The sequence below is a fragment of the Streptomyces sp. NPDC056160 genome (assembly GCF_042268205.1).
Classification (GTDB): Bacteria; Actinomycetota; Actinomycetes; order Streptomycetales; family Streptomycetaceae; genus Streptomyces.
Map to the genome: position 1 here is coordinate 47918 of NZ_JBHJUW010000003.1, position 24944 is coordinate 72861.

The following is a 24944-nucleotide window of genomic DNA, read 5'->3' on the forward strand; positions in this document are numbered from 1 at the left end:
CTTCGGAAATACCGTCAGGGCCTGCTGAACTGCCCAGCATGCAGCATCGGCGCCGCGTGGCGCACCACGGGGTCCGCCCCCTGTGCGGAAGCGGACCCCGGGTGCGGCGGCGCCGGGCGGATCAGAACGCCGGTACGACGGCTCCGTTGTACTTGTCCTCGATGAACTTCTTCACCTCGGGCGAGGTGAGCAGCTTGGCGAGCTTCTTGACCCGCGGGTCGCTCTCGTTGCCCTTCTTCACGGCGAGGAAGTTGGCGTACGGGTTGCCCTTGGCGGACTCGGCGGCGAGCGCGTCCTTGGCGGGGCTGAGCTTGGCCTCCAGGGCGTAGTTGCCGTTGATCACCGCGGCGTCCACGTCACCGAGGGAGCGCGGCAGCTGGGCCGCCTCCAGCTCCTTGAACTTCAGGCCCTCGGGGTTGTCGGTGACGTCCTTGGGGGTGGCCTCGTAGCCGACGCCGGCCTTCAGCTTGAGCAGGCCTTTGGCCTCCAGCAGCTTCAGGGCGCGGGCCTCGTTGGTGGTGTCGTTGGGCAGGGCGACGGTGGCGCCCTTCTTCAGGTCCGCGAGCTTCTTGACGCTCTTGGAGTAGACGCCGAGCGGCTCCAGGTGCACGGTGCCGCCGGGCACCGGCACGATGTCGGTGCCGTTCTTCTTGTTGAAGTCGTCGAGGTACGGCTTGTGCTGGAAGTAGTTGGCGTCGACCTGGCCCTGCTGGACGGCCGTGTTGGGGGTCACGTAGTCGGTGAACTCCTTGACCTCCAGCTTGAGGCCGGCCTTCTGCGCCAGGTGGTCCTTGACGTAGCCGAGGATCTCGCCCTGCGGGGTGGGGGTGGCGGCGACGGTCAGCGTGGCGTCGGCGTCGCTCTTGCCGGAGTCGGAGCCGCCGCAGGCGGAGAGCCCGAAGGTGAGGGCTCCGACGGCCAGGACGGCAGAGGTGATCTTGGCGGTGTTACGCACGAAAAGTGCCTTTCCTTGGGTGGTGCGACCCCGTAGGGGGGAACGGGGAGTCTGGTACGAGCGGGGGGCGGGCGCGGCGGAGGGGCCGGGCCGCCCGGTCAGGCCACCTTGCTCACGTCGGCCGGCGCGGGATCGCCGGCCGGCCCGAGGCCGTCGGTGGTCGCGGAGCTGCCGGCCTTGAGCAGCCGCAGCCGGGGCGCCTGCCCGGAACGGCCGCCGCGCCGGTGCAGGGCGCGTGCCGCGAAGTCGCCGGCGAACTGGATGAGCGAGATGACCACGGCGAGGATCGCCACGGTGATCCACATCAGCTGGGTCTCGAAGCGCTGGTAGCCGTAGCGGATGGCGATGTCGCCGAGGCCGCCCGCGCCGACGGTGCCGGCCATCGCGGAGTAGCCGATGAGTGCGACGACGGTCGTGGTGGTGCCGGCGATCAGGGAGGGCAGGGACTCGGGCACGAGCACCTTGCGCACGACCGTCCAGGTGTTGCCGCCCATGGACTGCACGGCCTCGACGAGCCCGCCGTCCACTTCGCGCACGGAGGTCTCCACCAGCCGCGCGAAGAACGGGATGGCGCCGATGGCGAGCGGCACGATGGCGGCCTCGCGGCCGATGGTGGTCCCGGTCACCCAGCGGGTGAAGTTCATCAGGGCGACCATGAGGATGATGAACGGCATCGAGCGGGCGACGTTCACCGTCTGGCCGATGACCTTGTTGGCCAGGACGTTCTGGAGCAGGCCGCCCCGGTCGGTGAGGACCAGCAGGACGCCGAGCGGGAGCCCGCCGACGACGGCGATCAGGGTGGACCAGCCGACCATGTAGAGGGTGTCCCAACAGGCCTGGGACAGCAGCGGCTGCATCTCGGACCAGCTCATCGGGCACCTTCCTTCACCAGCGGGTTCTCCTGGCCGACGACGTCGATCTGCAGGCCCTGCTCGCGCAGGAAGCCGACGGGCACGACGTTGTCCTCGTAGCGGCCGGGCAGTTCGATGCGCATCCGGCCGACCTGGAGGCCGCCGACGGTGTCGATGGCGGCGCCGAGGATCGATATGTCGATGTTGTAGGTACGGGACAGCTGGGAGATGACGGGCTGGGTGGCCGCCTCGCCGTGGAAGGTGACGTCCACGACGGTGCGGTCCTCGCCGGTGGCGTCGCCGCCCACCGGGAAGAGGGCCGACGCCAGCTGGGAGCCCGGGGTCGCGAGCAGTTCGCTCACCGTGCCGGCCTCGACGATGCGGCCCCGCTCCATGAGCGCGGCGGAGTCGCAGATCGACTTGACGACGTCCATCTCGTGCGTGATGAGCAGGACGGTCAGGCCCAGCTGCCGGTTCAGGTCGCGCAGCAGCTGGAGGATGGAGCGGGTGGTCTCCGGGTCGAGCGCGCTGGTGGCCTCGTCGGACAGGAGCACCTTGGGGTCGCCCGCCAGGGCGCGGGCGATGCCGACGCGCTGCTTCTGGCCGCCGGAGAGCTGGGCGGGGTAGGCGCCGGCCTTGTCGGCGAGGCCGACCAGGTCGAGCAGTTCGAGCGCCCTGCGGGAACGTTCCTTCCCCGACTTGCCGAGGATCTCCAGGGGCAGTTCGACGTTGTCCCGGACCGTGCGCGTGGACAGCAGGTTGAAGTGCTGGAAGACCATGCCGATCCGGCTGCGCGCCTGCCGCAGCTCCTTGCCGGCCCGGGGCCCGCGCCCGGCGAGGGCGGTGAGGTCCTGCCCGGCGACGCTGACCGTGCCCGAGGTGGGTCGCTCCAGCAGGTTGACGCAGCGGATCAGGGAGGACTTGCCGGCGCCGGACTGGCCGATGACGCCGTACACCTCGCCTTCGCCGACGTGCAGGTCGACGCCGTCGAGGGCGGTGACCTCGCGGCCGCGCGAGCGGTAGACCTTGGTGAGGCCCGATGTGGTGATCACGTGGGTTTCCGTCACTGTCGAGTGCGCGGCGCGTCGTGGGCGCCGGGCACGGCGTTCATGGTCGGGTGCGGCCGGAACGCGGCACGTCCCAGAGCGGAAGGAAGGGGCGCGCGCGGGGCACGGGGCTCAGTCGCCTGCGGCGGACGGGCCGGACGCGGGCGCGGACATGAGCGGGCACTCGCTTCGGGGCGCGAGGCTCAGACGGTGCAGGGGCCCTCTAGAAGGCGCACATTCGACGCACAGGACACATACAACGAGCACCGGGCGTCATCGTCGCCTCGGTCGCAGGGATGCGGCAGCTCGTCGTGGTCATGCGATCAGTAAACCAGACCCCTGACGCCGAACCGGCACCGCTGTCCGCATCGTGGACGTTCATGGACGTCTCCCGGCAGCGGCCGGCTACGGCCTCGCCCGCGCCGCTGACCAGCGGCGACAGGGGCGTGCGGGGTGCGGCCACGGCGGCGCGCGGCGCCGGTCGCGGGGCGGGCTGTGGTCAACGCCACGGCCCTCGCGCCGCACGGCCGGCGTCGGCGCCGGGGCGGGCGCGGTGGGGTCTTCGCCCCGTAATAGGGTCACAGGCATGCTTGATGCCCTGACGCTGGTGACCGGCGTCGCCGCGTTGCTCCTCGCCGCCTGGTGCGGCTGGGCCGCCTACCGTGACCAGCCGACGAAGGACTGGCACTTCATCGGCATGGCCGTGGTCACGGTGCTGGCCCTGGTCCAGCTCGTGATCGGGGTCGTGCAGCTGGCGCGGGGCGAGAAGCCGGACCAGGGCGCGACGATCTTCGTGGCGTACCTGCTGGGCGCCTTCGCCTGCGTCCCGGCGGCCGGCTTCATGTCGCTGGCGGAGCGCACGCGCTGGGGTTCGGTGACGGTCGCGGCCGGCGGGATCGTCCTCGCCGTCCTGGAAGTGCGGCTCTACGACATCTGGGGAGGCTGAGGTGGCCACTGTCGAGGAGAAGCCGGCCGAGGCGGCGAAGGCCCGGCTCATCAGCGGACCGGGCATCCTGCTCGTCTGGCTGTACGGCGTGATGGTCGTCGGCGCGGTCTCCCGCTCCGTCTACCAGATCGCGACCGACTTCGACCGGGCGCCGCTCGCCTACTCGCTCTCGGCGGTGGCGGGCGTGGTCTACGGCTTCATCACGTACTCGCTGGTGCGCGGCGGGGAGCGGGCCCGCAGGGCGGCGCTGGTGTGCTGCGCCGCCGAGCTGGTGGGCGTGCTCACGGTCGGGACCTGGACGCTCGTCGAGCCGTCCGCGTTCCCCGACGCGACCGTCTGGTCCGACTACGGCATGGGGTACGTCTTCATCCCCGTACTGCTTCCGCTGTCGGCGCTGTACTGGCTGCGCAAGGCCCGCAGGCAGGCGCCGGCGGCCGCCTGAGCCGCCGCCGGGGCTCCACCCGCCCGCGCGTCGGCGGAGACTCGGCAAAGACTAGGCGGTCGCCACGTACGTGCCGGCCGGCTTCTCCAGGAGGATCATCGGTACGCCGTCGGGGCTGTCGAAGGTGCCCACCGTCCGGTAGCCGACGCGGCGGTACAGGCGCAGGTTGCCCTCGCTGCGGTGGCCGGTGTGCAGACGGAAGCGGGTGGCGCCGCGCTCCTCGGCCAGGGCCGCCTCGACGGCGCGCAGCAGCCGGGCGCCGATGCCGTGCCCCTGGAGCCGGGGATGGACGCAGAGCTTGCCGATGGAGGCGGCTCCTTCCTCCGTCGTGCTGCCGCGCACCGAGCCCACCACCTCGTCGCCGAGCCGGGCCACGTAGACGCAGTCCCCGGCGACCTCCCGGCGCAGGGAGTCGAGGCTCTGGACGAGCGGGTCGATGCGGTAGTTGCCGTACAGCGCCGCCTCGCTCTGGAAGCACAGGTACTGCAGCTTGAAGATCTGCTCCGCGTCCTGCTCGGTCGCCGCCGAGATGGTCACGCTCATGCCCATGTGCGCACGCTCCCCGCTCACCTGATCATCTGTCGTCCCCACTCCTATCCCCGGGCCCGGCGGGCCGCAACCTCCGGTGCGAGCAAACGCCGCAGACATCCCAGACATCGGGAGCGTTCCGGGCCGAGGCTGCCCTGTGAGATACCCAACTCCCCCGCGATCTCCCGGTAGGTGAGGTCCCGGGGAGACAGCAGCGCCTCCAGCAGCCGGGGGCAGCGTCCCGGCAGCCGGCCCACCGCCTCGCGCAGCGCGCGCCCGCTGGCCGCGGCCAGCGCCATGGGTTCGGGTCCGCGCTCGCTGTCGTCGGCGGGCTCCAGCCCGTAGGGGCGCTCGATGGTGACGGTGCGTCGGGTGCGACGGGCCTCGGAGCGGACGGCCCTGCGCAGCCAGCCCTGGGGATCGTGCGGCGGCCCGTCCGCCTCCAGGCGTTCCAGCAGCCGGAGCCACACCGCCTGTTCCAGGTCGCCCGGCTCCGTTCCGGCGGCATGTGCCTCCGCCGAGGCCTCCGCGACGAGCAGGGGACGCAGGGCGGTGAGCAGGTCGTGTGTCATATGCGGCACGACGCGACCGCCCCGGCACCGGGTTGCCGGGGCGGTCCGCGGTTCACCCTGACGAGGGTGGGCGGGTTCAGCGGTTGACGGCCCGGCTGCTCAGGAAGTCCTCGCGGGCGAGCAGGCCGGTGTCGGCGTTGTCGGTGAAGATGCCGTCGATCCCGGTGGCGAAGTAGGCCTGGAAGAGGCCGAAGGCGTCACCGTAGGCGTCCTTGGCGGTGCCCTTGCGGAACTTCGGCGGCAGGAACGGGTTCTCGTTGCGCATGGTGTAGGGGTGCAGGACGAGACCGGCGGCGTGCGCGTCGCGCACCAGCGTGCTGGGCCTGCCGAGGTTGCCGTCCGCCTCCTTGGGGACGACCAGGTCCACGGTCGGGCCGATGCCCTGCGCGTAGGCGGCGATCTCCTTCAGGCCCCTGGGGGTGACGAGGTCGGCGACCGTGCGCGGGTCGCCCGCCTCGACGAAGTCGTACGGCCGGCTGTCGGCGCCCGAGAGCAGCACGGCGAGGGGGTTGTCCACGAGCCGGCGCAGCCGCTGGATGCTGGTCGGCTCGAAGGACTGGAGGATGACCGGCGAGTCCTTCCGGTCCTTGCCGTGCCTGCGCAGCAGCTTCGCCACCCGCTCCTCCAGGCCGAGGCCCAGCTTGCGGAAGTAGGTGGGGTGCTTGGTCTCCGGGTAGATCCACACCTGCCGGCCCCGGCGGCGGGTCTGCTCGTCCTGCCACTTCAGGACCTCTTCGAAGGTGGGGATCTCCCAGCGGCCGTCGTAGAGGGTGTTGTGCGGGCGGTTGGCCGGGATGCGCTCGACCGCACGCAGCGTCTTCAGCTCGGCGAGGGTGAAGTCCTCGGTGAACCAGCCGGTGGTGGGCACCCCGTCGAGGACCTTGGTGGTCCGGCGGCCGGCGAACTCGGGGTGGGCGGCGACGTCCGTGGTGCCGCCGATCTCCGGCTCGTGCCGGCACACGAGGTGACCGTCGCGGGTGGGCACCAGGTCTCCGGCCTCGACCACGTGCGCGCCGAGATCGAGGGCCAGTTCGTAGGAGCCGAAGGTGTGCTCGGGCCGGTAGCCGCTGGCGCCCCGGTGGCCGATGATCGTCGGCACGGGCAGGCTCTTGAGACCGCCGCCCCGGCGGCCGGCCGCCCCGGCCCGCTCGGCCTCCTGCGGTGCGCCCCCCTGCGGTGCGGCGCCGCCCTGGGCGGCTCTGGCCGCGCCGGGCGCCGCGAGGACCGCTCCCCCGGCACCGAGCACGGCGGCGCCGAGCAGAGCCCTGCGTCCGGTCCCGCCCGTCCGCTCGCCGGACCCTTCCGCCCGCGCCCGCCCCTGCGGCTGCTGCGTCCCCATGGCCGCCTCCTGCTCTCGTGTCGTCGGTGCGCGCCGATCGTAGGGGGGCCGGGGTGACGTCCGGGAGACCTCGTGCGGAACGGGGGGATGACGCCGGATGGCGCGACGGGGGGCGGGAGTGACGCGGGGTGCCGGCCGGGCGGGCCGGGGCGTACGGCCGGGTGACGGCCCGTAACCTGTGTCACACCGTTGCGTGCGGTTCACCGGGGCGCGACGTGTCTCCCGCGCAGGTAAACGTACGTCAACAGTACGTAAGAGGTCGTGTGCCCGATGTGCATTCGGGGCCGCGCCGCGAGTATCGTCCTCACCTGCACAGACTTCATAGAGAATCCCTTGACACCGGAGGGCCCGTTGTCCCGCTTCGCGCTCATCAAGGCAGTGCTCGGTCCGATCATGCGCCTGATGTTCCGCCCACAGGTGGAGGGCGCGGAGCGCATTCCCGGCGACGGGCCGGTCATCCTGGCCGGCAACCACCTGACGTTCATCGACTCGATGATCCTTCCGCTGGTCTGCGACCGTCAGGTCTTCTTCATCGGCAAGGACGAGTACGTCACCGGCAAGGGGTTCAAGGGCCGTCTGATGGCCTGGTTCTTCACCGGCGTCGGCATGATCCCGGTCGACCGCGACGGCGGCCGGGGCGGTGTCGCCGCGCTGATGACCGGGCGCCGGATCCTGGAGGAGAACAAGATCTTCGGCATCTACCCCGAGGGCACCCGCTCCCCCGACGGCCGGCTGTACCGGGGACGCACCGGCATCGCCCGCCTCACGCTGATGACCGGCGCCCCGGTCGTGCCCTTCGCCATGATCGGCACCGACAAGCTCCAGCCGGGCGGCGCGGGCCTGCCCCGGCCGGGCAAGGTCACCGTGCGCTTCGGTGAGCCGATGGAGTTCTCGCGCTACGAGGGCATGGACCGTGACCGGTACGTGCTGCGGGCGGTGACGGACTCGGTGATGACCGAGGTCATGCGGTTGTCGGGGCAGGAGTACGTGGACATGTACGCCACCAAGGCGAAGGTGGCGTAGGCCTGCGGCGGTTGGGCGGTCGGGCGCCCCGGGGAGCTCCTGTGCTTCGCCGGGTGCGGCGCCCATCGTGGTTGATCGCGCACTTCCCCGCGCCCCTTGCGGGGTGCCACCTCACCGGCGTTTCGTAGTCTCCGGGCCTTCGGTTTCAGAGTTTCTCGTTCTTCAGCAGGAGCCATGCCGCTGCCGCCGCTGCCAGGAGGACTGCCGCGCCCGCGCCCGAGGCCAGGTGGAGGCCGTGGACGAAGGCGTCGCGGGCCGCGGAGAGCAGGGCGTCCGCCGTGGGGGCCGGCAGCGTCGCCGCCGCCTCCACCGCGCCGCCCAGTGACTCGTGGGCCTGCGGCGGGGTGCCGGCCGGGCCGGTGAAGTCGCGGTAGGCGGCGGTCACGATGGAGCCGAGCAGGGCGATGCCCAGGGCGGCGCCGAGTTCGTAGGCCGTCTCGGAGACCGCGGAGGCGGCGCCCGCCTGGTCCTTGGGCACGCTGGAGAGGATCACGTCGGCGGTCACCGTGAAGGAGAGTCCGGCGCCGACGCCGACCACCAGCAGGGCCGAGCCCAGCAGCGGGTAGCCGGTGGCCCCGCTGAGCATGGTCAGCGCCGCGAGGGCCAGGCCGACCGCGGCGAGCCCGCCGGAGACCACCGCCCGCACCGAGAAGCGCCGGGCCGCGCTGCCCGCGACCAGACCGGCCGCCACCGCGCCCACGGCGGCCGGCAGCTCGGCCAGGCCCGCCTCGAACGGCCTCCTGCCCTGGACCAGTTGCAGGTACTGGGAGAGGAAGAAGACGAGGCCCGACATGCCCAGGACGGTCAGCAGGTCGGCGAGGACGGCGCCGCTGAAGCCGCGGCTGCGGAAGAGCCGCATGTCCAGCAGCGGGGTCGGCATGGTCAGCTGGCGGCGGACGAAGCCGTACAGCGCGGCCACGCCCAGGACGCCCGCGCCCAGGACCGCCCAGGTGAACCCGTGCGCGGCGGCCTCCTTGACGGCGTACACGGTGGCGATCATGCCGACCAGCGACAGCAGGACACTGGCCAGGTCCCACGGGCCCGGGTTCGGGTTGCGGGACTCGGGCAGCAGCCGGATGCCGACCAGGACGAGCACGGCCATCACGGGCAGGTTGATCAGGAAGACCGAGCCCCACCAGAAGTGTTCGAGCAGGAACCCGCCCGCGATGGGGCCCACGGCCATGCCGGCGGAGGCGGCCGCGCCCCAGATGCCGACGGCGAGGCTGCGCTCGCGCGGGTCGTGGAAGAGGTTGCGGATCAGGGCGAGCGTGGCCGGCATCAGCGTGGCACCGGCGACGCCGAGCAGCGCCCGGGCCAGGATCATCATCTCCGGCGAGGTCGCGTACGCGTTGAGCACGGAGATCAGGCCGAACGCGGTGGCACCGCCGAGCAGGATGCGCTTGCGGCCGATGCGGTCGCCGAGGCTGCCCATGGAGACGAGCAGACCGGCGATGACGAACGAGTAGACGTCGCCTATCCACAGCAACTGGGTGCCCGAGGGGCGCAGGTCCTCACTGATGTAGGGCGTCGCGAGACCGAGGACGGTCGCGTCGACGGCCACCAGCAGCACGGCCAGGACGAGGACGCCGAGCGCGAGCCAGCGGCCCGGTCGCTTCTCCGTCTCCGCCGCCCGGACGGGCTGCAGGGTGCTGGTCATGATTCCTCTCTCCGTGGTACGTCATCGCGCAGGACGCCGCCGAGCAGCAGTTGCACGATCATGTGGGTGAAGTCCTTGGGGGCCACGCGGCCCTCGGCCACGGCCCAGGCGCCGGAGGCCAGCAGGCCGTACAGCGCCTCGGTGAGCCAGGCCGGCGTGAGGTCGATGCGGAACTCACCGCCTTGCTGGCCACGCCGGAACAGGGCCTCGATCTGTTCGTCGATCCGCGTCCAGCCCGTGTTCTGCTCCTCGCCCTCGAACAGCTGGTTCTCGGTGTAGAGGAACGACAGCAGGCCCGCGACGGGCTCGACCTCGCGCACCAGCCGGTGCACGGCGTCGCGCGCCGGGCCCTCGTGCGTCCTCGCGGCGGCCAGGGCCGCTTCGCACTCCTGGATGCCGAGCGCCTCCAGCGCCCGGACGAGCGCGTCCCGCCCGGCGAAGTGCCGGTGCAGCGTGGCCCGGCTGATCCCGGCCGCGCGGGCGACCTCGTCCATCGTCGCGGTGGACTTGCGGGTCAGCAGGGCGGCTGCGCTGCGCAGCACGTGGTCACGATCGACAGCCATGAGACAAGGATACACCGAATGAGACATTAGTGTCTCAGTGGCGGCGTACGCGTCTCAGCAGCCGGGGCCTTCGAGAGGGGCGGCGGGAGTACGAAGACGCAGAGGCGCAGAGGCGCAGAGGCGCAGAGGCGCAGAGGCGCGGAGATACCGGGGTGCGGGGGATACGGGACTGCGGGGATACGGAGCTGCGGTGCGGCTCAGTGCCAGGGCAACTGGCCGCGCCGCTCCCAGTACGCCCGCGGCTCCTCGGCCAGGGTGTCGAGGCGGGCCACCTGCTCCTCGTCCAGGTCCACGGCCGGGGCGTGCAGGTTGGAGACGAGCTGGTCGAAGGTGGCCGCGCCGGAGAGCACGACGCCCGCCCACGGCCGGCGCAGGATCAGGGCGAGGGCGACCGCGTCGCAGCCCTGGCCCGTCTGCCGGGCCACGTCCCTGAGCACCTCGGGCGCCCCGGGGCCGGCCAGCCGCCCGTTGGCCATGCCCTCCTTGACGATCACCGTGAGACCGGCGTCGCGGGCCTCGGAGAGGGCGGGCCCCGCGGAGGTCTCCAGGGCGTTGTACGTCGACTGGACCGTACGGAAGAGGGGCGCGCCGTCGACGGTCACGGCGAGGGCGGCCCGGATCGCGTCGGCCTGCGCGGGCCCGCTGGTGGAGAAGCCGACGGTCAGACCGGAGGCGGCGGCCTCGGCGAGCCGGGCGTGCAGCTCCTTGTCGGTCAGGGCCGGGCTGTCCGGCGTCACCGAGTGGATCTGGTAGAGGTCGAGCCGGTCGCCGAGGAGTGCGGCGCTCTCGGCGCGCTGGCGCTCGTAGGTGGCGAGGCCGTGGTCCTTGACCTCGTGCCGCTCGGCGTCGGTGCGCCAGTCGGCCGTGTAGGTGTAGCCCCATTTGCTGCCGACGACGACGTCGTCGATCTCCGGGCGGGAGCGCAGCCAGCCGGCGAGGAACTCCTCGGAGCGGCCGTAGGAGCGGGCCACGTCGAAGTAGCGCACGCCCTGGGCGTAGGCGGCGTCCAGGAGTTCGTGGGTACGGGCCCGCAGGGCGTCGACGGAGCGGTCGGCGCCGAGGTCGCGGTCACGGCCGAGGTTGATGTACCCGGGCCGCCCGACGGCGGCGAGGCCGAGGCCGAGGTGGCAGGTGGGGGTGGTGGCTGCGGCCAGTCGGGTGAAAGGCATCGCGGGCTCCGTTCGGTCGGCTCGCGACCAACCTAACCCGCGATGCCCTCACGTCAGTTCTTCGCCCCGGCCCACGCGTGCTGGGCGGCGACGTCGGCCTTGACCTCGGCGAGCTGGACGGCGACCGCGCTCGGGGCGGTGCCGCCGCGCCCGCTGCGGGAGGCGAGGGCGCCGGGGACGTCGAGCACCGTGCGCACCTCGGGGGTCAGGTGGGCGGAGATCTTCGCGAACTGCTCGTCGGTCAGCTCGTCCAGCTCCTTGCCCTCGGCCTCGGCGGCCTTGACGCACTCGCCGGCGACCTCGTGCGCCACCCGGAACGGCACGCCCTGCTTGACCAGCCACTCGGCGATGTCGGTGGCCAGGGAGAAGCCGGCCGGGGCCAGTTCCTCCATGCGCTCGCGGTGGACGGTGAGGGTGGCCATCATGCCGGTGAAGGCGGGCAGCAGGATCTCCAGCTGATCGCAGGAGTCGAAGACGGGCTCCTTGTCCTCCTGGAGGTCGCGGTTGTAGGCGAGCGGCAGGGCCTTGAGCGTCGCCATCAGGCCGGTCAGGTTGCCGATGAGACGGCCCGACTTGCCGCGCGCCAGCTCCGCGATGTCCGGGTTCTTCTTCTGCGGCATGATCGACGAGCCGGTGGAGAAGGCGTCGTGCAGGGTGACGAAGGAGAACTCCTTCGTGTTCCAGATGATGATCTCCTCGGCGATGCGGGAGAGGTTCACGCCGATCATCGCGGTGACGAACGCGAACTCGGCGACGAAGTCCCGGGAGGCGGTGCCGTCGATGGAGTTGGCGACGCTGCCGTGCTCGAAGCCGAGGTCGCGGGCGACCGCCTGCGGGTCGAGTCCGAGGGAGGAGCCCGCGAGGGCGCCCGAGCCGTAGGGCGACACGGCGGTCCGCTCGTCCCACTGGCGCAGCCGCTCGGCGTCCCGGGACAGGGACTGCACGTGCGCGAGGACGTGGTGGGCGAAGAGGACCGGCTGGGCGTGCTGGAGGTGGGTGCGGCCGGGCATCGCCACGTCCGGGTGCGCCTCGGCGAGGCCGATCAGGGCGTCCTGGAGGTCGGCGATCAGAGCGCCGATGATCCGGGCGTGGTCGCGCAGGTACATGCGGAACAGGGTGGCGACCTGGTCGTTGCGGGACCGGCCGGCCCGGAGTTTGCCGCCCAGTTCGGGGCCGACGCGCTCCAGCAGGCCGCGCTCCAGGGCGGTGTGGACGTCCTCGTCGGCGACGGTTCCGGTGAAGGAGCCGTCCGCGACGTCGGCTTCCAGCCGGTCGAGCCCGGCGGTCATGCGGGTCAGCTCGTCCTCGGTGAGCAGGCCCGCCCGGTGCAGCACGCGCGCGTGCGCACGCGAACCGGCGATGTCGTAGGGGGCGAGCCGCCAGTCGAAGTGGACGGACGCGGACAGTTTCGCCAGGGCCTCGGCGGGTCCGTCGGCGAAACGGCCGCCCCAGAGCCGTACGTCACCGCTGTTGCTGCTCACTCGCTCTGCTCCTAGGGAGGTGTGGGTGTACGAACCGTACTCGTGCCGGGTCCGCGCCGGGCCCTGCCCGCGGATCGCGCCGCGCGGCGAGCTGGCATGCATGAGTATTCAGAAGTATGCATGAATCGTCAATCGAGCGACGGAGTGCCGCCGGCCGGTCCGGAGTGCGCCGGGGACGCGTCAGCGGTGTGCCAGTGTTGCGGGCCTCGGTGTGCCGGGGATGCGGCACTGCTGCACCGGGGAGCGTCAGTGGCACGCCGGGGCCGGAAATCCTTAGACAGTCGAAAGAATTGCGCGGATAATCGACGGACATGGGAAAGACCTACGACCGCATAGACGGCAGGCTGCGTACGTTCATCGAGGAACAGCCCCTCTTCTTCACCGCGACCGCGCCGCTCGCCGGCGACGGCACCGTCAACCTCTCTCCCAAGGGCCTCAAGGGCTCCCTGGCGGTGCTCGACGAACACACCGTGGCCTACCTGGACTTCGCCGGGTCCAACGCGGAGACCGTCGCGCACCTGCGGGAGAACGGCCGCATCACCCTGATGTGGTGCGCCTTCCAGGGCCCGCCCGACATCGTGCGGGTGCACGGCCGGGGCGAGCCGGTCTTCCGCGACGACCCCCGTTTCCCGGAACTCCTCGCCCGTTTCCCCGACATCGACCCGGCGGCGCACGGGTTGCGCGCCGTCGTCGTCGTGCACGCGTCGCTGATCCGGGACACCTGCGGCTACGCGGTGCCCTTCATGACCTACGAGGAGGACCGCGACCTGCACGGCAGGCGCTTCGCCCGGGAGGACGACACCTCGCTGAGCGAGTACTTCACCAGGAAGGAGCACATCGCCACCAGCCTGGACGGGCTGCCGGGGCTGCCGTTGCCGCTGCCGCCGTCCCCGGTCTGAGCCGCGCGCGCCCGGCCGCCCGGCGAACGCTCACCCGGCGCGGCCGTCGCCCCCGCCGGCCGGCCGGTGCTCGCCCGTGCCGTCGCCCCTGCCCCCTACGCCGTCCCGGCCCGCTCCCCCGTCCTCGCCCGCGGGCAGCCGGACCGTGAACGCCGTCGAGCCGGCGCGGCTCTCCAGGTCCACCGTGCCGCCGTGCGCCTCGGCCACCGCGGCCACGATCGACAGCCCGAGGCCCGCCCCGGCGCCGCCGAAGGAAGCGGCGCGGCGGCGGTCGGCGCGGGTGAAGCGCTCGAAGACGCCCGGCCGGACCTCCTCGGGGACGCCCGGGCCGTCGTCGTGGACGCGCAGGAGCACCCACACACCGCCGGTCTCCGCGGTCCGCTCCAGGGACACCGTCGCCTTCGTCCCCGCGGGCGTGTGCTGCCGCGCGTTGGCCAGCAGGTTGGCCAGCACCTGGTGGAGCCGGTGCGCGTCGCCGGTCACCGTCACCGGGTCCTCCGGCAGCTCCAGCGCCCAGTGGTGCCCCGGGCCCGCGGCCCGCGCGTCCGTCACGGCGTCCAGGACCAGGCGGGTGAGGTCGACCGGGCGGCGCTCCAGGGGGCGGCCGGCGTCCAGGCGGGCGAGCAGCAGCATCTCGTCGACCAGCTCGCCCATCCGCGCGGACTCGGCCGCGATGCGCTCCAGGGCGCGGGCGACCTCGGGCGGTACCGGACCCGGGTGCAGCAGCGCCAGTTCGGCGTGGCCGCGCACGGAGGCGACCGGCGTGCGCAGCTCGTGGCTGGCGTCGGCGGCGAAGCGGCGCAGCCGCTCCTCGCTCGCGTGCCGCTTGGTCAGCGCGTCCTCGACGTGGTGCAGCATGCGGTCGAAGGCGGCCCAGACCCGGCCGACCTCGCTGCGCGGATCGGTGGCGCCCGTGCGCGGCGGCAGCGCCACCTCGCCGCTGGCCAGCGGCAGCTCGCTGACGCGGGTGGCGGTGGCCGCCACCCGGCTCAGCGGTCGCAGCGACCAGCGCACCCACAGGGCCCCCGCGACCCCCGCGGCGGCGAGTGCGAGGCCGAAGACGCCCCCGGCGACCAGTTCCAGCCGGTGGACCGTGGCCCGGACGGGTTCCATGGGCAGACCGGTGACGAGGACGTCGCCGTCGCGTCCCGGGCAGGCCACCAGCCGGTAGTCACCGAGAGCCGACAGGTGTGCCGTGCGACCGGTGCGGTCCGCCGGGAGGGCCGCCAGGGCCGCGCGGTCGGCGGCGGTGAAGGTGACGCCGAAGGCCGGATGGGAGCGGGAGGGCACGACGGCCGCGTTGGTGATCCGGCCGCCGACCAGCCGGGCGCCGAAGGTCTCGGCGGCCTGGCGCCGGGTGTCGCCGTGTTCGTCGCCGTCGTGGTCGGACGGCTTGACGGTGCCCTCGGGCCCGGGCAGCCCGGCGCTGCCGTGTTCCAGGCTCTGCGCGAAACCCGTCCCGGTCTGGCGCAGCTGTTCGTCGAGCCGGCCGGTGAGGAAGCCGTCCAGTTCGAGCACCGCCGCCACGCCGACGGCCGCGCAGCTCACCGCGAGCAGTACGACGAGACCGGCGGTCAGCCGCGCCCGCAGCGTACGCGGCCACGGCAGCCGGAGCGGCCGGCGCGGGCGGTGGCTCGGGGGCGGATGGGCCGCGGGCGGGGCGGCGCCCGGGGCGCGGGGCTCGGGCGTCGCGCTCACCTCGTCGCCGGCTTCAGGACGTACCCGGCCCCGCGCACCGTGTGGATCATCGGTTCGCGGCCCGCGTCCACCTTCTTGCGCAGGTAGGAGATGTACAGCTCGACCACGTGGGCCTGGCCGCCGAAGTCGTAGGACCACACGCGGTCGAGGATCTGCGGCTTGCTGAGCACCCGGCGCGGGTTGTGCATCAGGAAGCGGAGCAGCTCGTACTCGGTCGGGGACAGCTCGATCAGCTCCCCGGCCCGGGTGACCTCGCGGGCGTCCTCGTCCATGGCCAGGTCGCCCACGGTCAGCCGCGGGCCGTCCGCCTGCTGCCGGGCCATGCCGGCGCGGCGCAGCAGCCCGCGCAGCCGCGCGACCACCTCCTCCAGGCTGAACGGCTTGGTGACGTAGTCGTCACCGCCCGCGGTGATGCCCGCGACCCGGTCCTCCACGGCGTCCCGCGCGGTCAGGAAGAGCACGCAGACGTCCGGCCGCACACCGCGCAGCTCCCGCAGCACGGCGAAGCCGTCGGTGTCGGGGAGCATCACGTCCAGCACCACGGCGTCGGGGCGCAGCGCGCGGGCCCCCGCGACCGCCGCCGCGCCGTCGCCCGCGGCCCGCACCTCCCAGCCCTGGTAGCGCAGGGCGCCCGAGAGGACCTCGGCGAGGTCGGGATCGTCGTCGACGACCAGGACCCGCACGGGGCTGCCGTCGGGTCGGGTGAGCGCGGGGAGGCCGGAGGGGCCCGGCCGGGAGGTGTCCATGGCCCTACCAGCATCGCCGACCCGCTCCCGGTGCGGCGAGCGAGGTGGCTCTGAGTTCTCTGTGAGTGGCCCGCGCGGGCCCGCTGCTCAGAGCGTGCTCAGAGGTTCGGCCCGCACAGTGGCGTCCCGGACCCCGGTGAAAGGACGTGGACGGCATGACCACGGTGGACGAGCGGCGGACGGCACCCTCCGTGCCGGCGGCGCCGCGGCGCGTGCCCGCCGGGGCGCTGCCGGCCCTGCTGTGGGCGGGGGCCGCGGCGGTCCTCGCCCTGTGGTGGCACGACACGCGTTCCGTCGTGGGGGCGGCGGGCGCGCTGACCGGCGCCGGGCGGATCACGGGACTGCTGTGCGGCTACTCCTGCGCGGTGCTCGTCGCCCTGATGGCCCGGGTGCCGCTGCTGGAGAACCGGATCGGTTCGGACCGGGTGGCCCGCTGGCACGCGATGGCCGGCCGGTACACGGTGTGCCTGCTGGCCGCGCACGTCGTGCTGGTCCTGACCGGGTACGCCGCCCAGGACCGCTCCTCGGTGCTGCACGAGGCGGTCACCGTGGTCCTGGACTACCCGGACATGCTGATGGCGAGCGCGGGCACGCTGATCCTCCTCGCCGTCGGCGTCACCTCCGCGCGTGCGGTGCGCCGCAGGACCAGCCACGAGTTCTGGTACTGGACGCACCTGCTCACCTATGCCGCCGTCTTCCTCGCCTTCTGGCACCAGCTCGCTCTCGGCGAGCAGTTCAACGGCAGGCCCGCAGCCACGGCCGCCTGGTATGCGCTGTACGGAGGCGTGAGCGTCCTGGTGCTGTGGTTCCGCGTCCTCGTGCCGGTGCGGCTCAACCTGCGGCACCGGATGCGGGTCGAGTCGGTGCACCGGGAGGCGCCCGGCGTGTACTCGGTCGTCGTCCGCGGCCACCGCCTCGACGAACTCGGCGCCCGCCCCGGCCAGTTCTTCCGCTGGCGGTTCCTGTCCGAGGGCATGGGCCGGACGTCGACGCCGTACTCGCTGTCGGCGCCGCCCCGCCCCGGCCTGCTGCGCATCACCGTGAAGGCGCTCGGCGACCACAGCGCGGCCGTGGCGCTGCTGCGGCCGGGCACCCGGGTGTGGGCGGAGGGCCCGTACGGCGCGCTGACCGCCGACCGGCGGACCTCGCCCAGGTCGCTGCTGATCGCGGCCGGGGTCGGCATCACCCCGCTGCGGGCGCTCTTCGAGACGCTGCCCGGCGAGGTCACCCTGCTGTACCGGGCGCGCACCGCCGAGGACCTGGCCCTGGGCGGCGAACTGGAGGCCATCGCCCGCTGGCGCGGCGCCCGGGTGCTGTACGCACTCAACGGCCCGCACGGCCGGCGCCCCGCCCTGACCCCCGAGTCGCTGCGCGCGACCGTCACCGACCTCGCCGGGCACGACGTGTACCTGTGCGGTCCGCACGCCTTCGCCCGGGACGTGTACGCGGCACTGCGCGCCGCCGGCGTGCCGGACCGCCGTATCCACCACGAGTCGTTCGAGCTGTGAGGCCGCCGTGCACCCGTTGAGGAAGAACCGTCCGCTGCGCCGGATCGTGCTGGCGAGCGCCGCGACCGTCTCCGGCCTGGTGATGCTGCTGTCGCTCAAGCCGCACACGCCGCCGCGGATCGCCGCGGCGCAGGCACCGGCGCCGGCCCCGGCCGCGTCGGGCAGTCGCGGTGCCGCGGGCGGGTCCACCGGTGGGTCCACCGGCACCAGGTCCGTCACCGGTGAGACCGTGCAGACCCGTTGGGGCCCGGTCCAGGTGCGGATCACGGTCGAGAACGGCCGGATCACGGACGTGACCGCCGTCGCCTACCCCACGGACAACCCGCGCGACCAGGAGATCAACAGCTACGCCCTGCCCGCGCTGCGCAGGGAGGCGCTGACCGCGCAGAGCGCGGACATCGACTCGGTCTCGGGGGCCACGTACACCAGTGACGGCTACCGGCGGTCGTTGCAGTCGGCGCTGGACCGGGGCCGTGGCTGAGGCCGCGGCCCCGGTCGCCGTGCGACACGCGGAGGAGGTCATGGGAACGGTCTTCTCCTTCGACGTCCGCGGCGGGGAACCCGGCGCGGTGCGCGCCGCGCTGGCCGAGGCCGTGGCCGCACTGCACCGGGTCGACGAGCGCTTCAGCACCTACCGTCCGGACAGCCAGGTCTCCCGGCTGGCGCGCGGTGAACTCACGGAGCGGGAGTGCGACCCGGAGGTCGCCGAGGTGCTCGCCCTGGGCGCCGAGGCGGAGGAGACCAGCGGCGGCTGGTTCAGCCTGCGCCACCGGGGGCCAGTGGACCCTACGGGCATCGTCAAGGGCTGGGCGGCCGAACGCGCCGCCCGTCACCTCGCTGCCGCGGGAGCCGGCGCGGTCAGCGTGAACGGCGGCGGCGACGTGCAGGTGCTGGGCTCCCCGGGGCCGCACCGGCCCTGGCGGATCGGGGTGGCGGACCCGGTGGGCCCCGGCCGGCTTGCCGCGGTGGTCTCGGCGGCCGGTGCGGCGGGACTGGCCGTGGCCACCTCGGGCACCGCCGAGCGCGGCGCCCACGTCCTCGACCCGCGCACCGGCCGCCCCGCCGCCACCGACCTGCTCTCCGCCACGGTGCTGGCGCCCCGCCTGACGTGGGCGGACTGCTGGGCCACCGCCGCCTTCGCCCGGGGTTCGCAGGGCGCGCTCGCCTGGCTGGAGACGCTGCCCGGCGTGGAGGCCCTGCTGATCACGGCGGGCGGGGAGATGCGGGGCACGCCGGGGCTGAGCGGGTACCTCGCCGCTCAGTGACCGTTCTGCGCCAGCCTCAGCAGGTGGTCCGCCAGGGCCTGGCCCCCGCTGGGGTCCCGGCTGATCAGGAGCAGCGTGTCGTCACCGGCGATGGTGCCGAGGATGTCCTGCAGTTCGGCCTGGTCGATCGCGGACGCCAGGAACTGTGCGGCGCCCGGCGGGGTGCGCAGGACCACGAGGTTCGCCGACGCCTCCGCCGAGATCAGCAGTTCCTGCGAGAGCCGCCGCATCCGCTCCTCCTTGGCGGACTCGCCCAGCGGGGCGCGCGGCGTGCGGAAGCCGCCCTCGCTGGGGACCGCGTAGATGAGGTCACCGTCGTTGTTGCGGATCTTGACCGCGTTCAGCTCGTCGAGGTCGCGCGAGAGCGTCGCCTGCGTGACGCTCAGCCCGTCGTCGGCCAGCAGCTTGGCCAACTGGCTCTGCGAGCGCACCGGTTGCCGGTTGAGGATGTCCACGATCCGGCGGTGGCGTGCGGTGCGGGTCTGCGGCAGGGCGGGCCCGGCGGCTGAGCCGTCACTGTGCTCGTGGTCCTGTGCCTGACTCATCGTCGTCCCATTTCTGCGGATCATCCCTCCCCGTCGGCCACGTCGGCCTGGTCCAGGATGCCGGGCAGCGCCCGCAGGAGCGCGTCCACGTCGTCGTCGCCCAGGTTCAGCGGCGGCATCAGCCGGATGACGTCGGGAGCGGGCGCGTTCACGAGCAGGCCGGCTTCCTGGGCCGCCTGCTGCACCTGTGGCGCGTGCGGCCCGGTGAGCACGATACCCAGGAGCAGGCCGGCGCCCCGGACGTGGTCGACGAGCGGGTGGCCCAGCGCCTCGACGCCCTGGCGCAGCGCCTCGCTCTGCCGTTTGACGTTCTCCAGCAGGCCCTCGCCCGCGATGGTGTCCAGGACGGCGAGTCCGGCGGCGCAGGCGACCGGGTTGCCACCGAAGGTGGTGCCGTGCTGGCCGGGCTGGAGGAGGTCGGCGGCGCGGCCGAAGGCGACCGTCGCGCCCAGCGGCAGCCCGCCGCCGAGGCCCTTGGCGAGGGTGACCACGTCCGGCAGGACGCCGTCGTGGGCCTGGTACTCGAACCAGTGCCCGGTGCGGCCGATGCCGGTCTGCACCTCGTCCAGGACGAGCAGCGCACCGGTGGCGGCGGTGATCGCGCGGGCCGCCTTCAGATAGCCGGCCGACGGTACGACGACGCCGTTCTCGCCCTGGATCGGCTCGATGACCACCAGGGCGGTGTCCTCGGTGACCGCGGCGGCCAGCGCCTGCGCGTCGCCGTAGGGCACATGGGTGACCTCGCCGGGCAGCGGCAGGAAGGGCTCCTGCTTGCCGGGCTGGCCGGTCAGGGCCAGGGCGCCCATGGTGCGGCCGTGGAAGCCGCCGTGGGTGGCGACCATGTGGGTGCGCCCGGTGAGCCGGCCGATCTTGAAGGCGCCCTCGTTGGCCTCGGCGCCGGAGTTGCAGAAGAACACCCTGCCGTCGCGGCCGAAGTGCTGGAGCAGCCGTTCGGCGAGGGCGACCGGCGGCTCGGCGACGAACAGGTTGGAGACGTGGCCGAGGGAGGCGATCTGGCGGCTCACGGCCTCGACGACCGCCGGGTGGGCGTGGCCGAGCGCGTTGACCGCGATGCCGCCGACGAAGTCGAGGTACTGCTTGCCGTCGGCGTCCCAGAGCCTCGTGCCCTCGCCGCGGACCAGGGGCAGGCGGGGCGTGCCGTAGTTGTTCATCAGCGCGCCCTGCCACCGGGCGGTCAGTTCGGCGTTGCTCACGACTCCCCCTCTTCGTCCGGCACGACCATCGTGCCGATGCCTTCGTCGGTGAAGATCTCCAGCAGGATCGAGTGCTGGACCCGGCCGTCGATGACGCGGGCGGTATTCACCCCGCCGCGCACGGCGTGCAGGCAGCCCTGCATCTTCGGCACCATGCCGGAGGACAGGTCCGGCAGGAGTTTCTCCAGCTGGCTCGCGGTGAGGCGGCTGATCACCTCGTCGGAGTTCGGCCAGTCCTCGTAGAGGCCCTCGACGTCGGTGAGGACCATGAGGGTCTCGGCGCCCAGTGCCGCAGCGAGTGCCGCAGCCGCCGTATCAGCATTGACGTTGTAGACATGTCCGTCGTCCTGGGAGCGGGCGATCGAGGAGACGACCGGGATGCGGCCGTCGGCGAGCAGGGCTTCGATCGCGCCGGTGTCGATCGCGGTGATCTCGCCGACGCGTCCGATGTCGACCGGTTCGCCGTCGATCTCGGGGAGGTGCTTGGTGGCGGTGATGGTGTGCGCGTCCTCGCCGGTGAGGCCGACGGCGAGCGGGCCGTGCTGGTTGAGCAGTCCGACCAGTTCGCGCTGGACCTGCCCGGCCAGCACCATGCGGACGACGTCCATGGCGTCCTCGCTGGTGACGCGCAGGCCCGCCTTGAACTCGCTGACGATGCCGTGCCGGTCGAGGGCGGCGCTGATCTGCGGGCCGCCGCCGTGCACGACGACGGGCTTGAGCCCGGCGTGCCGCAGGAAGACGACGTCCTGGGCGAAGGCGGCCTTCAGCTCCTCGTCGATCATGGCGTTGCCGCCGAACTTGATGACGACGGTCTTGCCGTGGTGGCGGGTGAGCCAGGGCAGGGCCTCGATGAGGATCTTGGCCTTGGGCAGTGCCGTGTGTTTCCGCGTCGTGGTCATGAGGAGTAGGCGCTGTTCTCGTGGACGTAGTCGGCGGTGAGGTCGTTGGTCCAGATGGTGGCGGTCTCGGAGCCCGCGGCGAGGTCGGCGACGATGTGCACCTCGCGGTAGCGCATGTCGACCTTCTCGCGGTCCTCACCGACCGAGCCGTTCTTGCAGACCCAGACGCCGTTGATGGCGACGTTCAGCCGGTCCGGCTCGAAGGCGGCCCCGGTGGTGCCGATCGCGGACAGGACGCGGCCCCAGTTGGGGTCCTCGCCGTGGATGGCGCACTTGAGGAGGTTGTTGCGGGCGATGGAGCGGCCCACCTCGACGGCGTCGGCCTCGGTCGCCGCGCCCACCACCTCGACCTGGATGTCCTTGCTGGCGCCCTCGGCGTCCCCGATGAGCTGGCGGCCGAGGTCCGCGCAGACGGTCCGTACGGCCTCGGCGAACTCCTCGTATCCGGGCGCCACTTCACTGGCGCCGGAGGCGAGCAGCAGCACGGTGTCGTTGGTGGACATGCAGCCGTCGGAGTCGACGCGGTCGAACGTGACCTTCGTGGCCGCGCGCAGGGCCCTGTCGAGGACGTCGGCCTCCAGGTCGGCGTCCGTGGTGAGCACGACCAGCATGGTGGCCAGGCCCGGGGCGAGCATGCCCGCTCCCTTGGCCATGCCGCCGACGGTCCAGCCGTCCTTGGTGACGACGGACGTCTTGTGCACGGTGTCGGTGGTCTTGATGGCGATGGCGGCCTTCTCGCCGCCGTGCGGGCTGAGCTGGGCGACCGCCTTGTCCACGCCCCGCAGCAGCTTGTCCATCGGCAGCAGCACACCGATCAGGCCAGTGGAGCAGACGGCGACCTGGCCCGGCGCGTGGCCGCCCGTCTCGTCGTGGCCCGCGGTGTTGAGCGATGCGGCCACCTTCTCCGCGGTGGCGTGGGTGTCCTGGAAGCCCTTGGGCCCCGTACAGGCGTTGGCGCCGCCGGAGTTGAGGACGACGGCGGTCAGCTCACCGCCCTTGAGGACCTGCTCGGACCACAGCACCGGCGCGGCCTTGACACGGTTGGAGGTGAAGACGCCCGCGGCGGCGCGGCGCGGCCCGGTGTTGACCACGAGGGCCAGGTCGGGGTTGCCGTTCTCCTTGATCCCGGCGGCGATGCCCGCAGCCGTGAATCCCTTTGCGGCCGTGACACTCACGGTGCGACTCCGATCGTGGAAAGTCCGGTGGTCTCGTCGAGTCCGAGGGCGATGTTCATGCTCTGCACGGCGCCGCCCGCGGTGCCCTTGGTCAGGTTGTCGATGGCGCTGATCACGACGACGCGGTGCGCGGCGGGGTCGTACGCCACCTGGATCTGGACGGCGTTGGAGCCGTGCACGGCGCCGGTGGCGGGCCACTGCCCCTCGGGCAGCAGGTGGACGAAGGGCTCGTCGGCGTACGCCTTCTCGTAGGCGGCGCGGACGGTCTCGGCGGTGACGCCCGCGCGGGCCCTGGCGCTGCACGTGGCGAGGATGCCGCGGGGCATCGGGGCCAGGGTGGGCGTGAAGGAGACGGTGACCGGCTCGCCGGCCGCCGCGCCGAGGTTCTGCATCATCTCGGGGGTGTGCCGGTGGCCGCCGCCTACGCCGTAGGGGGACATGGAGCCCATGACCTCGGAGCCGAGCAGGTGCGGCTTGGCCGCCTTGCCCGCGCCGGAGGTGCCGGAGGCGGCGACGACCACCGCCTCGTTCTCGACGAGTGCGGCCGCGTAGGCGGGGACGAGGGCCAGGGACACGGCGGTCGGGTAGCAACCGGGCACCGCGATGCGCCTGGACCCCTCCAGCGCGGCGCGGCCACCCGGAAGTTCGGGGAGTCCGTAGGGCCAGGTGCCGGCGTGCGGGGAGCCGTAGAACCGCTCCCAGTCGGCCGGGTCCTTCAGCCGGAAGTCGGCGCCCATGTCGATGACGAGGACGTCGTCTCCGAGCTGCTCGGCGACGGCCGCGGACTGGCCGTGCGGCAGCGCGAGGAAGACGACGTCGTGCCCGGCCAGTGCCTCGGGGGTGGTCTCGGCGAGCACCCGGTCGGCCAGCGGCAGCAGGTGCGGCTGGAGCGCGCCGAGCCGCTGACCGGCGTTGGAGTTGCCGGTCAGGGCACCGATCTCCACCTCGGGGTGCGCGAGCAGCAGACGCAGCGCTTCTCCGCCCGCGTATCCGCTGGCACCGGCGATCGCCACACGTACAGCCATGAGCCCTCCTCCTTGATGGCATGACTATACGTATGGATGCACGTTTATGCAATCCTGGGCGGGTCCGCCTTCGGGAGCATGATCCAGCGGGAGACGACGAAGGTCACCGGGATCGCCGCCGCGGAGGCGAGCAGCGGGGCGAACCGGCTCCCGGCGTGCAGCACGTCGACGATCACGTACACGCCCGCCGTGGTGATCAGGAAATTGGCGGCGTTCGTCAGTGGGAACAGCAGGAATTTCCGCCAGGTCGGCCGGGTCCGGTAGGTGAAACGCGCGTTCAGGAAGAAGGAGCCGATCATGCTGAGGAAGAAGGCGAGCACATGCGCGAGGAGATACGGCAGACGCGTGAGGAACAGCAGGTAGAGAACGTAGTACGTCGCCGTGTTGAGAACGCCGACCACGGCGAAGGTGACGATCTGCCTCGTCATCGGGTTACGCATCAGGAAATGAGATCCTTCGTTCGCTCCACGTTGCTCTCCTTCACCAGGAAGTGCGGGCGCCCCTTCACCTCGTAGTAGATCCGGCCCGTGTACTCCCCGATGACGCCGAGCATGACCATCTGCACGCCGGCGAGCGCGGTGACGGCCGTGATGATCGTGACATATCCGGGGGTCTGCACGCCGTTGACGAGGGCGGCGCCCACGATCCACGCGGTGTACACCCCGGCGCACAGCAGCAGCCACATGCCCAGGTGGAGGGCTGCGCGCAGCGGCCTGTTGTTGAACGAGAGCAGACCGTCGAGGCCGTAGTTGAGCAGGGACTTCAGGGTCCAGGAGCTGCTGCCGTGCTCGCGTACCGCGTTCTCGTACTCGAAGGTGGTGGTGGGGAAGCCCACCCAGGCGAACAGCCCCTTGGAGAAGCGGTTGTACTCGGTCAGCGCCAGCACCGCCTCCACCACGCGCCGCGACAGCAGCCGGAAGTCGCCCACGCCGTCCTTGAGTTCCACGTCGACGAGCCGGTTGACGAGCCGGTAGTACAGGCGGGCGGTGAGGGTGCGGGTGAACCGGTCGCCGTTCCTGCTGCGCCGGGCCAGCACCTGGTCGTAGCCCTGGCCGCGCAGCTCGACCATGCGCCGGATCAGCTCCGGCGGGTGCTGGAGGTCGGCGTCCATGACGACCACGGAGTCCCCCGAGGCGTGGCGCAGGCCGGCGAGCAGGGCGGCCTCCTTGCCGAAGTTGCGGCTGAACGAAACGTAGCGCACGCGTGCGTCGGCGGCGGCCAGTTCCTGGAGCAGCGTCAGCGTCCGGTCGCGGCTGCCGTCGTCGACGTACACGAACTCCATGTCGTGGCCGAGCGGCAGGAGGTCTTCGGCGACCTTCTGGACCGCCTCGTGGAAGCGTTCGATGACGTCTTCCTCGTTGTAGCAGGGCGCGACGATCGAGATGAGCATGGTTGTTC

At 72.6% G+C, this 24944-nt stretch carries 26 protein-coding genes; 7 read left to right on the plus strand and 19 right to left on the minus strand.

Annotated features, from left to right (window positions below):
* Positions 1-121: 121 nt before the first annotated feature.
* From ACFC02_RS01770 to ACFC02_RS01780, 3 genes are all read right to left on the minus strand, one after another.
* On the minus strand, positions 122-955 hold the full coding sequence (locus ACFC02_RS01770) for a MetQ/NlpA family ABC transporter substrate-binding protein (protein ID WP_376350719.1): 834 nt from the start codon (positions 953-955) through the stop codon (positions 122-124).
* Between the two features lie 98 nt (positions 956-1053).
* The gene (locus ACFC02_RS01775; protein WP_376350722.1) at positions 1054-1827 is read right to left on the minus strand and encodes a methionine ABC transporter permease; all 774 of its coding nucleotides are present in this window, start codon (positions 1825-1827) and stop codon (positions 1054-1056) included.
* Positions 1824-2858 carry an ATP-binding cassette domain-containing protein gene (locus ACFC02_RS01780; RefSeq protein WP_360965448.1) on the minus strand — a complete coding sequence of 345 codons (1035 nt, stop codon included), beginning with the start codon at positions 2856-2858 and terminating at the stop codon, positions 1824-1826. Before ACFC02_RS01780 ends, ACFC02_RS01775 begins: the two co-directional genes overlap by 4 nt.
* A 580-nt stretch (positions 2859-3438) precedes the next feature.
* Between ACFC02_RS01780 and ACFC02_RS01785 the strand changes: the two genes are divergently transcribed.
* Complete coding sequence (locus tag ACFC02_RS01785; protein ID WP_376350725.1) at positions 3439-3798, plus strand: hypothetical protein; 360 nt, start codon at positions 3439-3441, stop codon at positions 3796-3798.
* Position 3799: 1 nt separating this feature from the next.
* A complete protein-coding gene (locus ACFC02_RS01790; RefSeq protein WP_376350728.1) occupies positions 3800-4240 on the plus strand; it encodes a hypothetical protein in 441 nt (146 codons plus the stop codon).
* A 51-nt stretch (positions 4241-4291) separates the two neighbouring features.
* Here the strand turns inward: ACFC02_RS01790 and ACFC02_RS01795 are convergent, their stop codons facing one another.
* The 3 genes from ACFC02_RS01795 to ACFC02_RS01805 form a co-directional block, all read right to left on the minus strand.
* A complete protein-coding gene (locus tag ACFC02_RS01795; RefSeq protein ID WP_376350921.1) occupies positions 4292-4789 on the minus strand; it encodes a GNAT family N-acetyltransferase in 498 nt (165 codons plus the stop codon).
* Between the two features lie 44 nt (positions 4790-4833).
* On the minus strand, positions 4834-5340 hold the full coding sequence (locus tag ACFC02_RS01800; protein ID WP_376350730.1) for an RNA polymerase sigma factor: 507 nt from the start codon (positions 5338-5340) through the stop codon (positions 4834-4836).
* 76 nt (positions 5341-5416) lie between these two features.
* Positions 5417-6679: a glycerophosphodiester phosphodiesterase gene (locus tag ACFC02_RS01805; RefSeq protein ID WP_376350733.1), complete on the minus strand. Its 1263-nt coding sequence runs from the start codon at positions 6677-6679 to the stop codon at positions 5417-5419.
* A 270-nt stretch (positions 6680-6949) separates the two neighbouring features.
* Between ACFC02_RS01805 and ACFC02_RS01810 the strand changes: the two genes are divergently transcribed.
* On the plus strand, positions 6950-7702 hold the full coding sequence (locus ACFC02_RS01810; protein WP_360965464.1) for a lysophospholipid acyltransferase family protein: 753 nt from the start codon (positions 6950-6952) through the stop codon (positions 7700-7702).
* A gap of 145 nt (positions 7703-7847) precedes the next feature.
* Here ACFC02_RS01810 and ACFC02_RS01815 read toward each other — a convergent pair whose 3' ends face one another.
* The 4 genes from ACFC02_RS01815 to argH all read right to left on the minus strand — a co-directional run bounded on the left by ACFC02_RS01815 (position 7848) and on the right by argH (position 12572).
* Positions 7848-9359: an MFS transporter gene (locus ACFC02_RS01815; protein ID WP_376350736.1), complete on the minus strand. Its 1512-nt coding sequence runs from the start codon at positions 9357-9359 to the stop codon at positions 7848-7850.
* The gene (locus ACFC02_RS01820; protein ID WP_360965469.1) at positions 9356-9922 is read right to left on the minus strand and encodes a helix-turn-helix domain-containing protein; all 567 of its coding nucleotides are present in this window, start codon (positions 9920-9922) and stop codon (positions 9356-9358) included. Before ACFC02_RS01820 ends, ACFC02_RS01815 begins: the two co-directional genes overlap by 4 nt.
* Positions 9923-10119: 197 nt before the next feature.
* Entirely contained in the window at positions 10120-11091 is a 972-nt protein-coding gene (locus tag ACFC02_RS01825; protein WP_376350738.1) for an aldo/keto reductase, read from the minus strand.
* A gap of 53 nt (positions 11092-11144) precedes the next feature.
* Positions 11145-12572 carry an argininosuccinate lyase gene (gene argH, locus ACFC02_RS01830; RefSeq protein WP_376350740.1) on the minus strand — a complete coding sequence of 476 codons (1428 nt, stop codon included), beginning with the start codon at positions 12570-12572 and terminating at the stop codon, positions 11145-11147.
* A 311-nt stretch (positions 12573-12883) separates the two neighbouring features.
* On the opposite strand from argH, the gene ACFC02_RS01835 reads away from it, so the two are divergent.
* On the plus strand, positions 12884-13471 hold the full coding sequence (locus ACFC02_RS01835; protein WP_376350743.1) for a pyridoxamine 5'-phosphate oxidase family protein: 588 nt from the start codon (positions 12884-12886) through the stop codon (positions 13469-13471).
* A gap of 30 nt (positions 13472-13501) precedes the next feature.
* Here ACFC02_RS01835 and ACFC02_RS01840 read toward each other — a convergent pair whose 3' ends face one another.
* Both ACFC02_RS01840 and ACFC02_RS01845 read right to left on the minus strand, forming a co-directional pair.
* A complete protein-coding gene (locus ACFC02_RS01840) occupies positions 13502-15079 on the minus strand; it encodes a sensor histidine kinase (protein WP_376350924.1) in 1578 nt (525 codons plus the stop codon).
* 86 nt (positions 15080-15165) lie between these two features.
* A complete protein-coding gene (locus ACFC02_RS01845) occupies positions 15166-15915 on the minus strand; it encodes a response regulator transcription factor (RefSeq protein WP_376350745.1) in 750 nt (249 codons plus the stop codon).
* A gap of 155 nt (positions 15916-16070) precedes the next feature.
* Between ACFC02_RS01845 and ACFC02_RS01850 the strand changes: the two genes are divergently transcribed.
* The 3 genes from ACFC02_RS01850 to ACFC02_RS01860 are packed head-to-tail and all read left to right on the plus strand — an operon-like array spanning position 16071 to position 18688.
* Positions 16071-17423 carry a ferric reductase-like transmembrane domain-containing protein gene (locus tag ACFC02_RS01850; protein ID WP_376350748.1) on the plus strand — a complete coding sequence of 451 codons (1353 nt, stop codon included), beginning with the start codon at positions 16071-16073 and terminating at the stop codon, positions 17421-17423.
* Between the two features lie 7 nt (positions 17424-17430).
* Complete coding sequence (locus ACFC02_RS01855) at positions 17431-17904, plus strand: FMN-binding protein (protein WP_376350750.1); 474 nt, start codon at positions 17431-17433, stop codon at positions 17902-17904.
* Positions 17905-17944: 40 nt separating this feature from the next.
* Positions 17945-18688, plus strand: coding sequence for an FAD:protein FMN transferase (locus ACFC02_RS01860; protein WP_376350927.1), 744 nt, complete (start codon positions 17945-17947; stop codon positions 18686-18688).
* On the opposite strand, the gene ACFC02_RS01865 is transcribed toward ACFC02_RS01860, so the two are convergent.
* The 7 genes from ACFC02_RS01865 to ACFC02_RS01895 are packed head-to-tail and all read right to left on the minus strand — an operon-like array spanning position 18682 to position 24936.
* Complete coding sequence (locus ACFC02_RS01865) at positions 18682-19233, minus strand: arginine repressor (RefSeq protein ID WP_360965490.1); 552 nt, start codon at positions 19231-19233, stop codon at positions 18682-18684. The two genes, ACFC02_RS01860 and ACFC02_RS01865, sit on opposite strands and share 7 nt — an antisense overlap.
* A gap of 20 nt (positions 19234-19253) precedes the next feature.
* Positions 19254-20447: an acetylornithine transaminase gene (locus tag ACFC02_RS01870; protein ID WP_376350754.1), complete on the minus strand. Its 1194-nt coding sequence runs from the start codon at positions 20445-20447 to the stop codon at positions 19254-19256.
* On the minus strand, positions 20444-21346 hold the full coding sequence (gene argB / locus ACFC02_RS01875; protein ID WP_376350756.1) for an acetylglutamate kinase: 903 nt from the start codon (positions 21344-21346) through the stop codon (positions 20444-20446). Before argB ends, ACFC02_RS01870 begins: the two co-directional genes overlap by 4 nt.
* On the minus strand, positions 21343-22521 hold the full coding sequence (gene argJ, locus ACFC02_RS01880) for a bifunctional glutamate N-acetyltransferase/amino-acid acetyltransferase ArgJ (RefSeq protein WP_376350758.1): 1179 nt from the start codon (positions 22519-22521) through the stop codon (positions 21343-21345). Before argJ ends, argB begins: the two co-directional genes overlap by 4 nt.
* Positions 22518-23546 carry an N-acetyl-gamma-glutamyl-phosphate reductase gene (gene argC / locus ACFC02_RS01885; protein ID WP_376350761.1) on the minus strand — a complete coding sequence of 343 codons (1029 nt, stop codon included), beginning with the start codon at positions 23544-23546 and terminating at the stop codon, positions 22518-22520. The genes argJ and argC overlap by 4 nt, the downstream gene beginning before the upstream one ends.
* 44 nt (positions 23547-23590) lie before the next feature.
* Complete coding sequence (locus ACFC02_RS01890) at positions 23591-23986, minus strand: GtrA family protein (RefSeq protein WP_360965505.1); 396 nt, start codon at positions 23984-23986, stop codon at positions 23591-23593.
* Positions 23986-24936 carry a glycosyltransferase family 2 protein gene (locus ACFC02_RS01895; protein WP_376350764.1) on the minus strand — a complete coding sequence of 317 codons (951 nt, stop codon included), beginning with the start codon at positions 24934-24936 and terminating at the stop codon, positions 23986-23988. Before ACFC02_RS01895 ends, ACFC02_RS01890 begins: the two co-directional genes overlap by 1 nt.
* Positions 24937-24944: the final 8 nt, after the last annotated feature.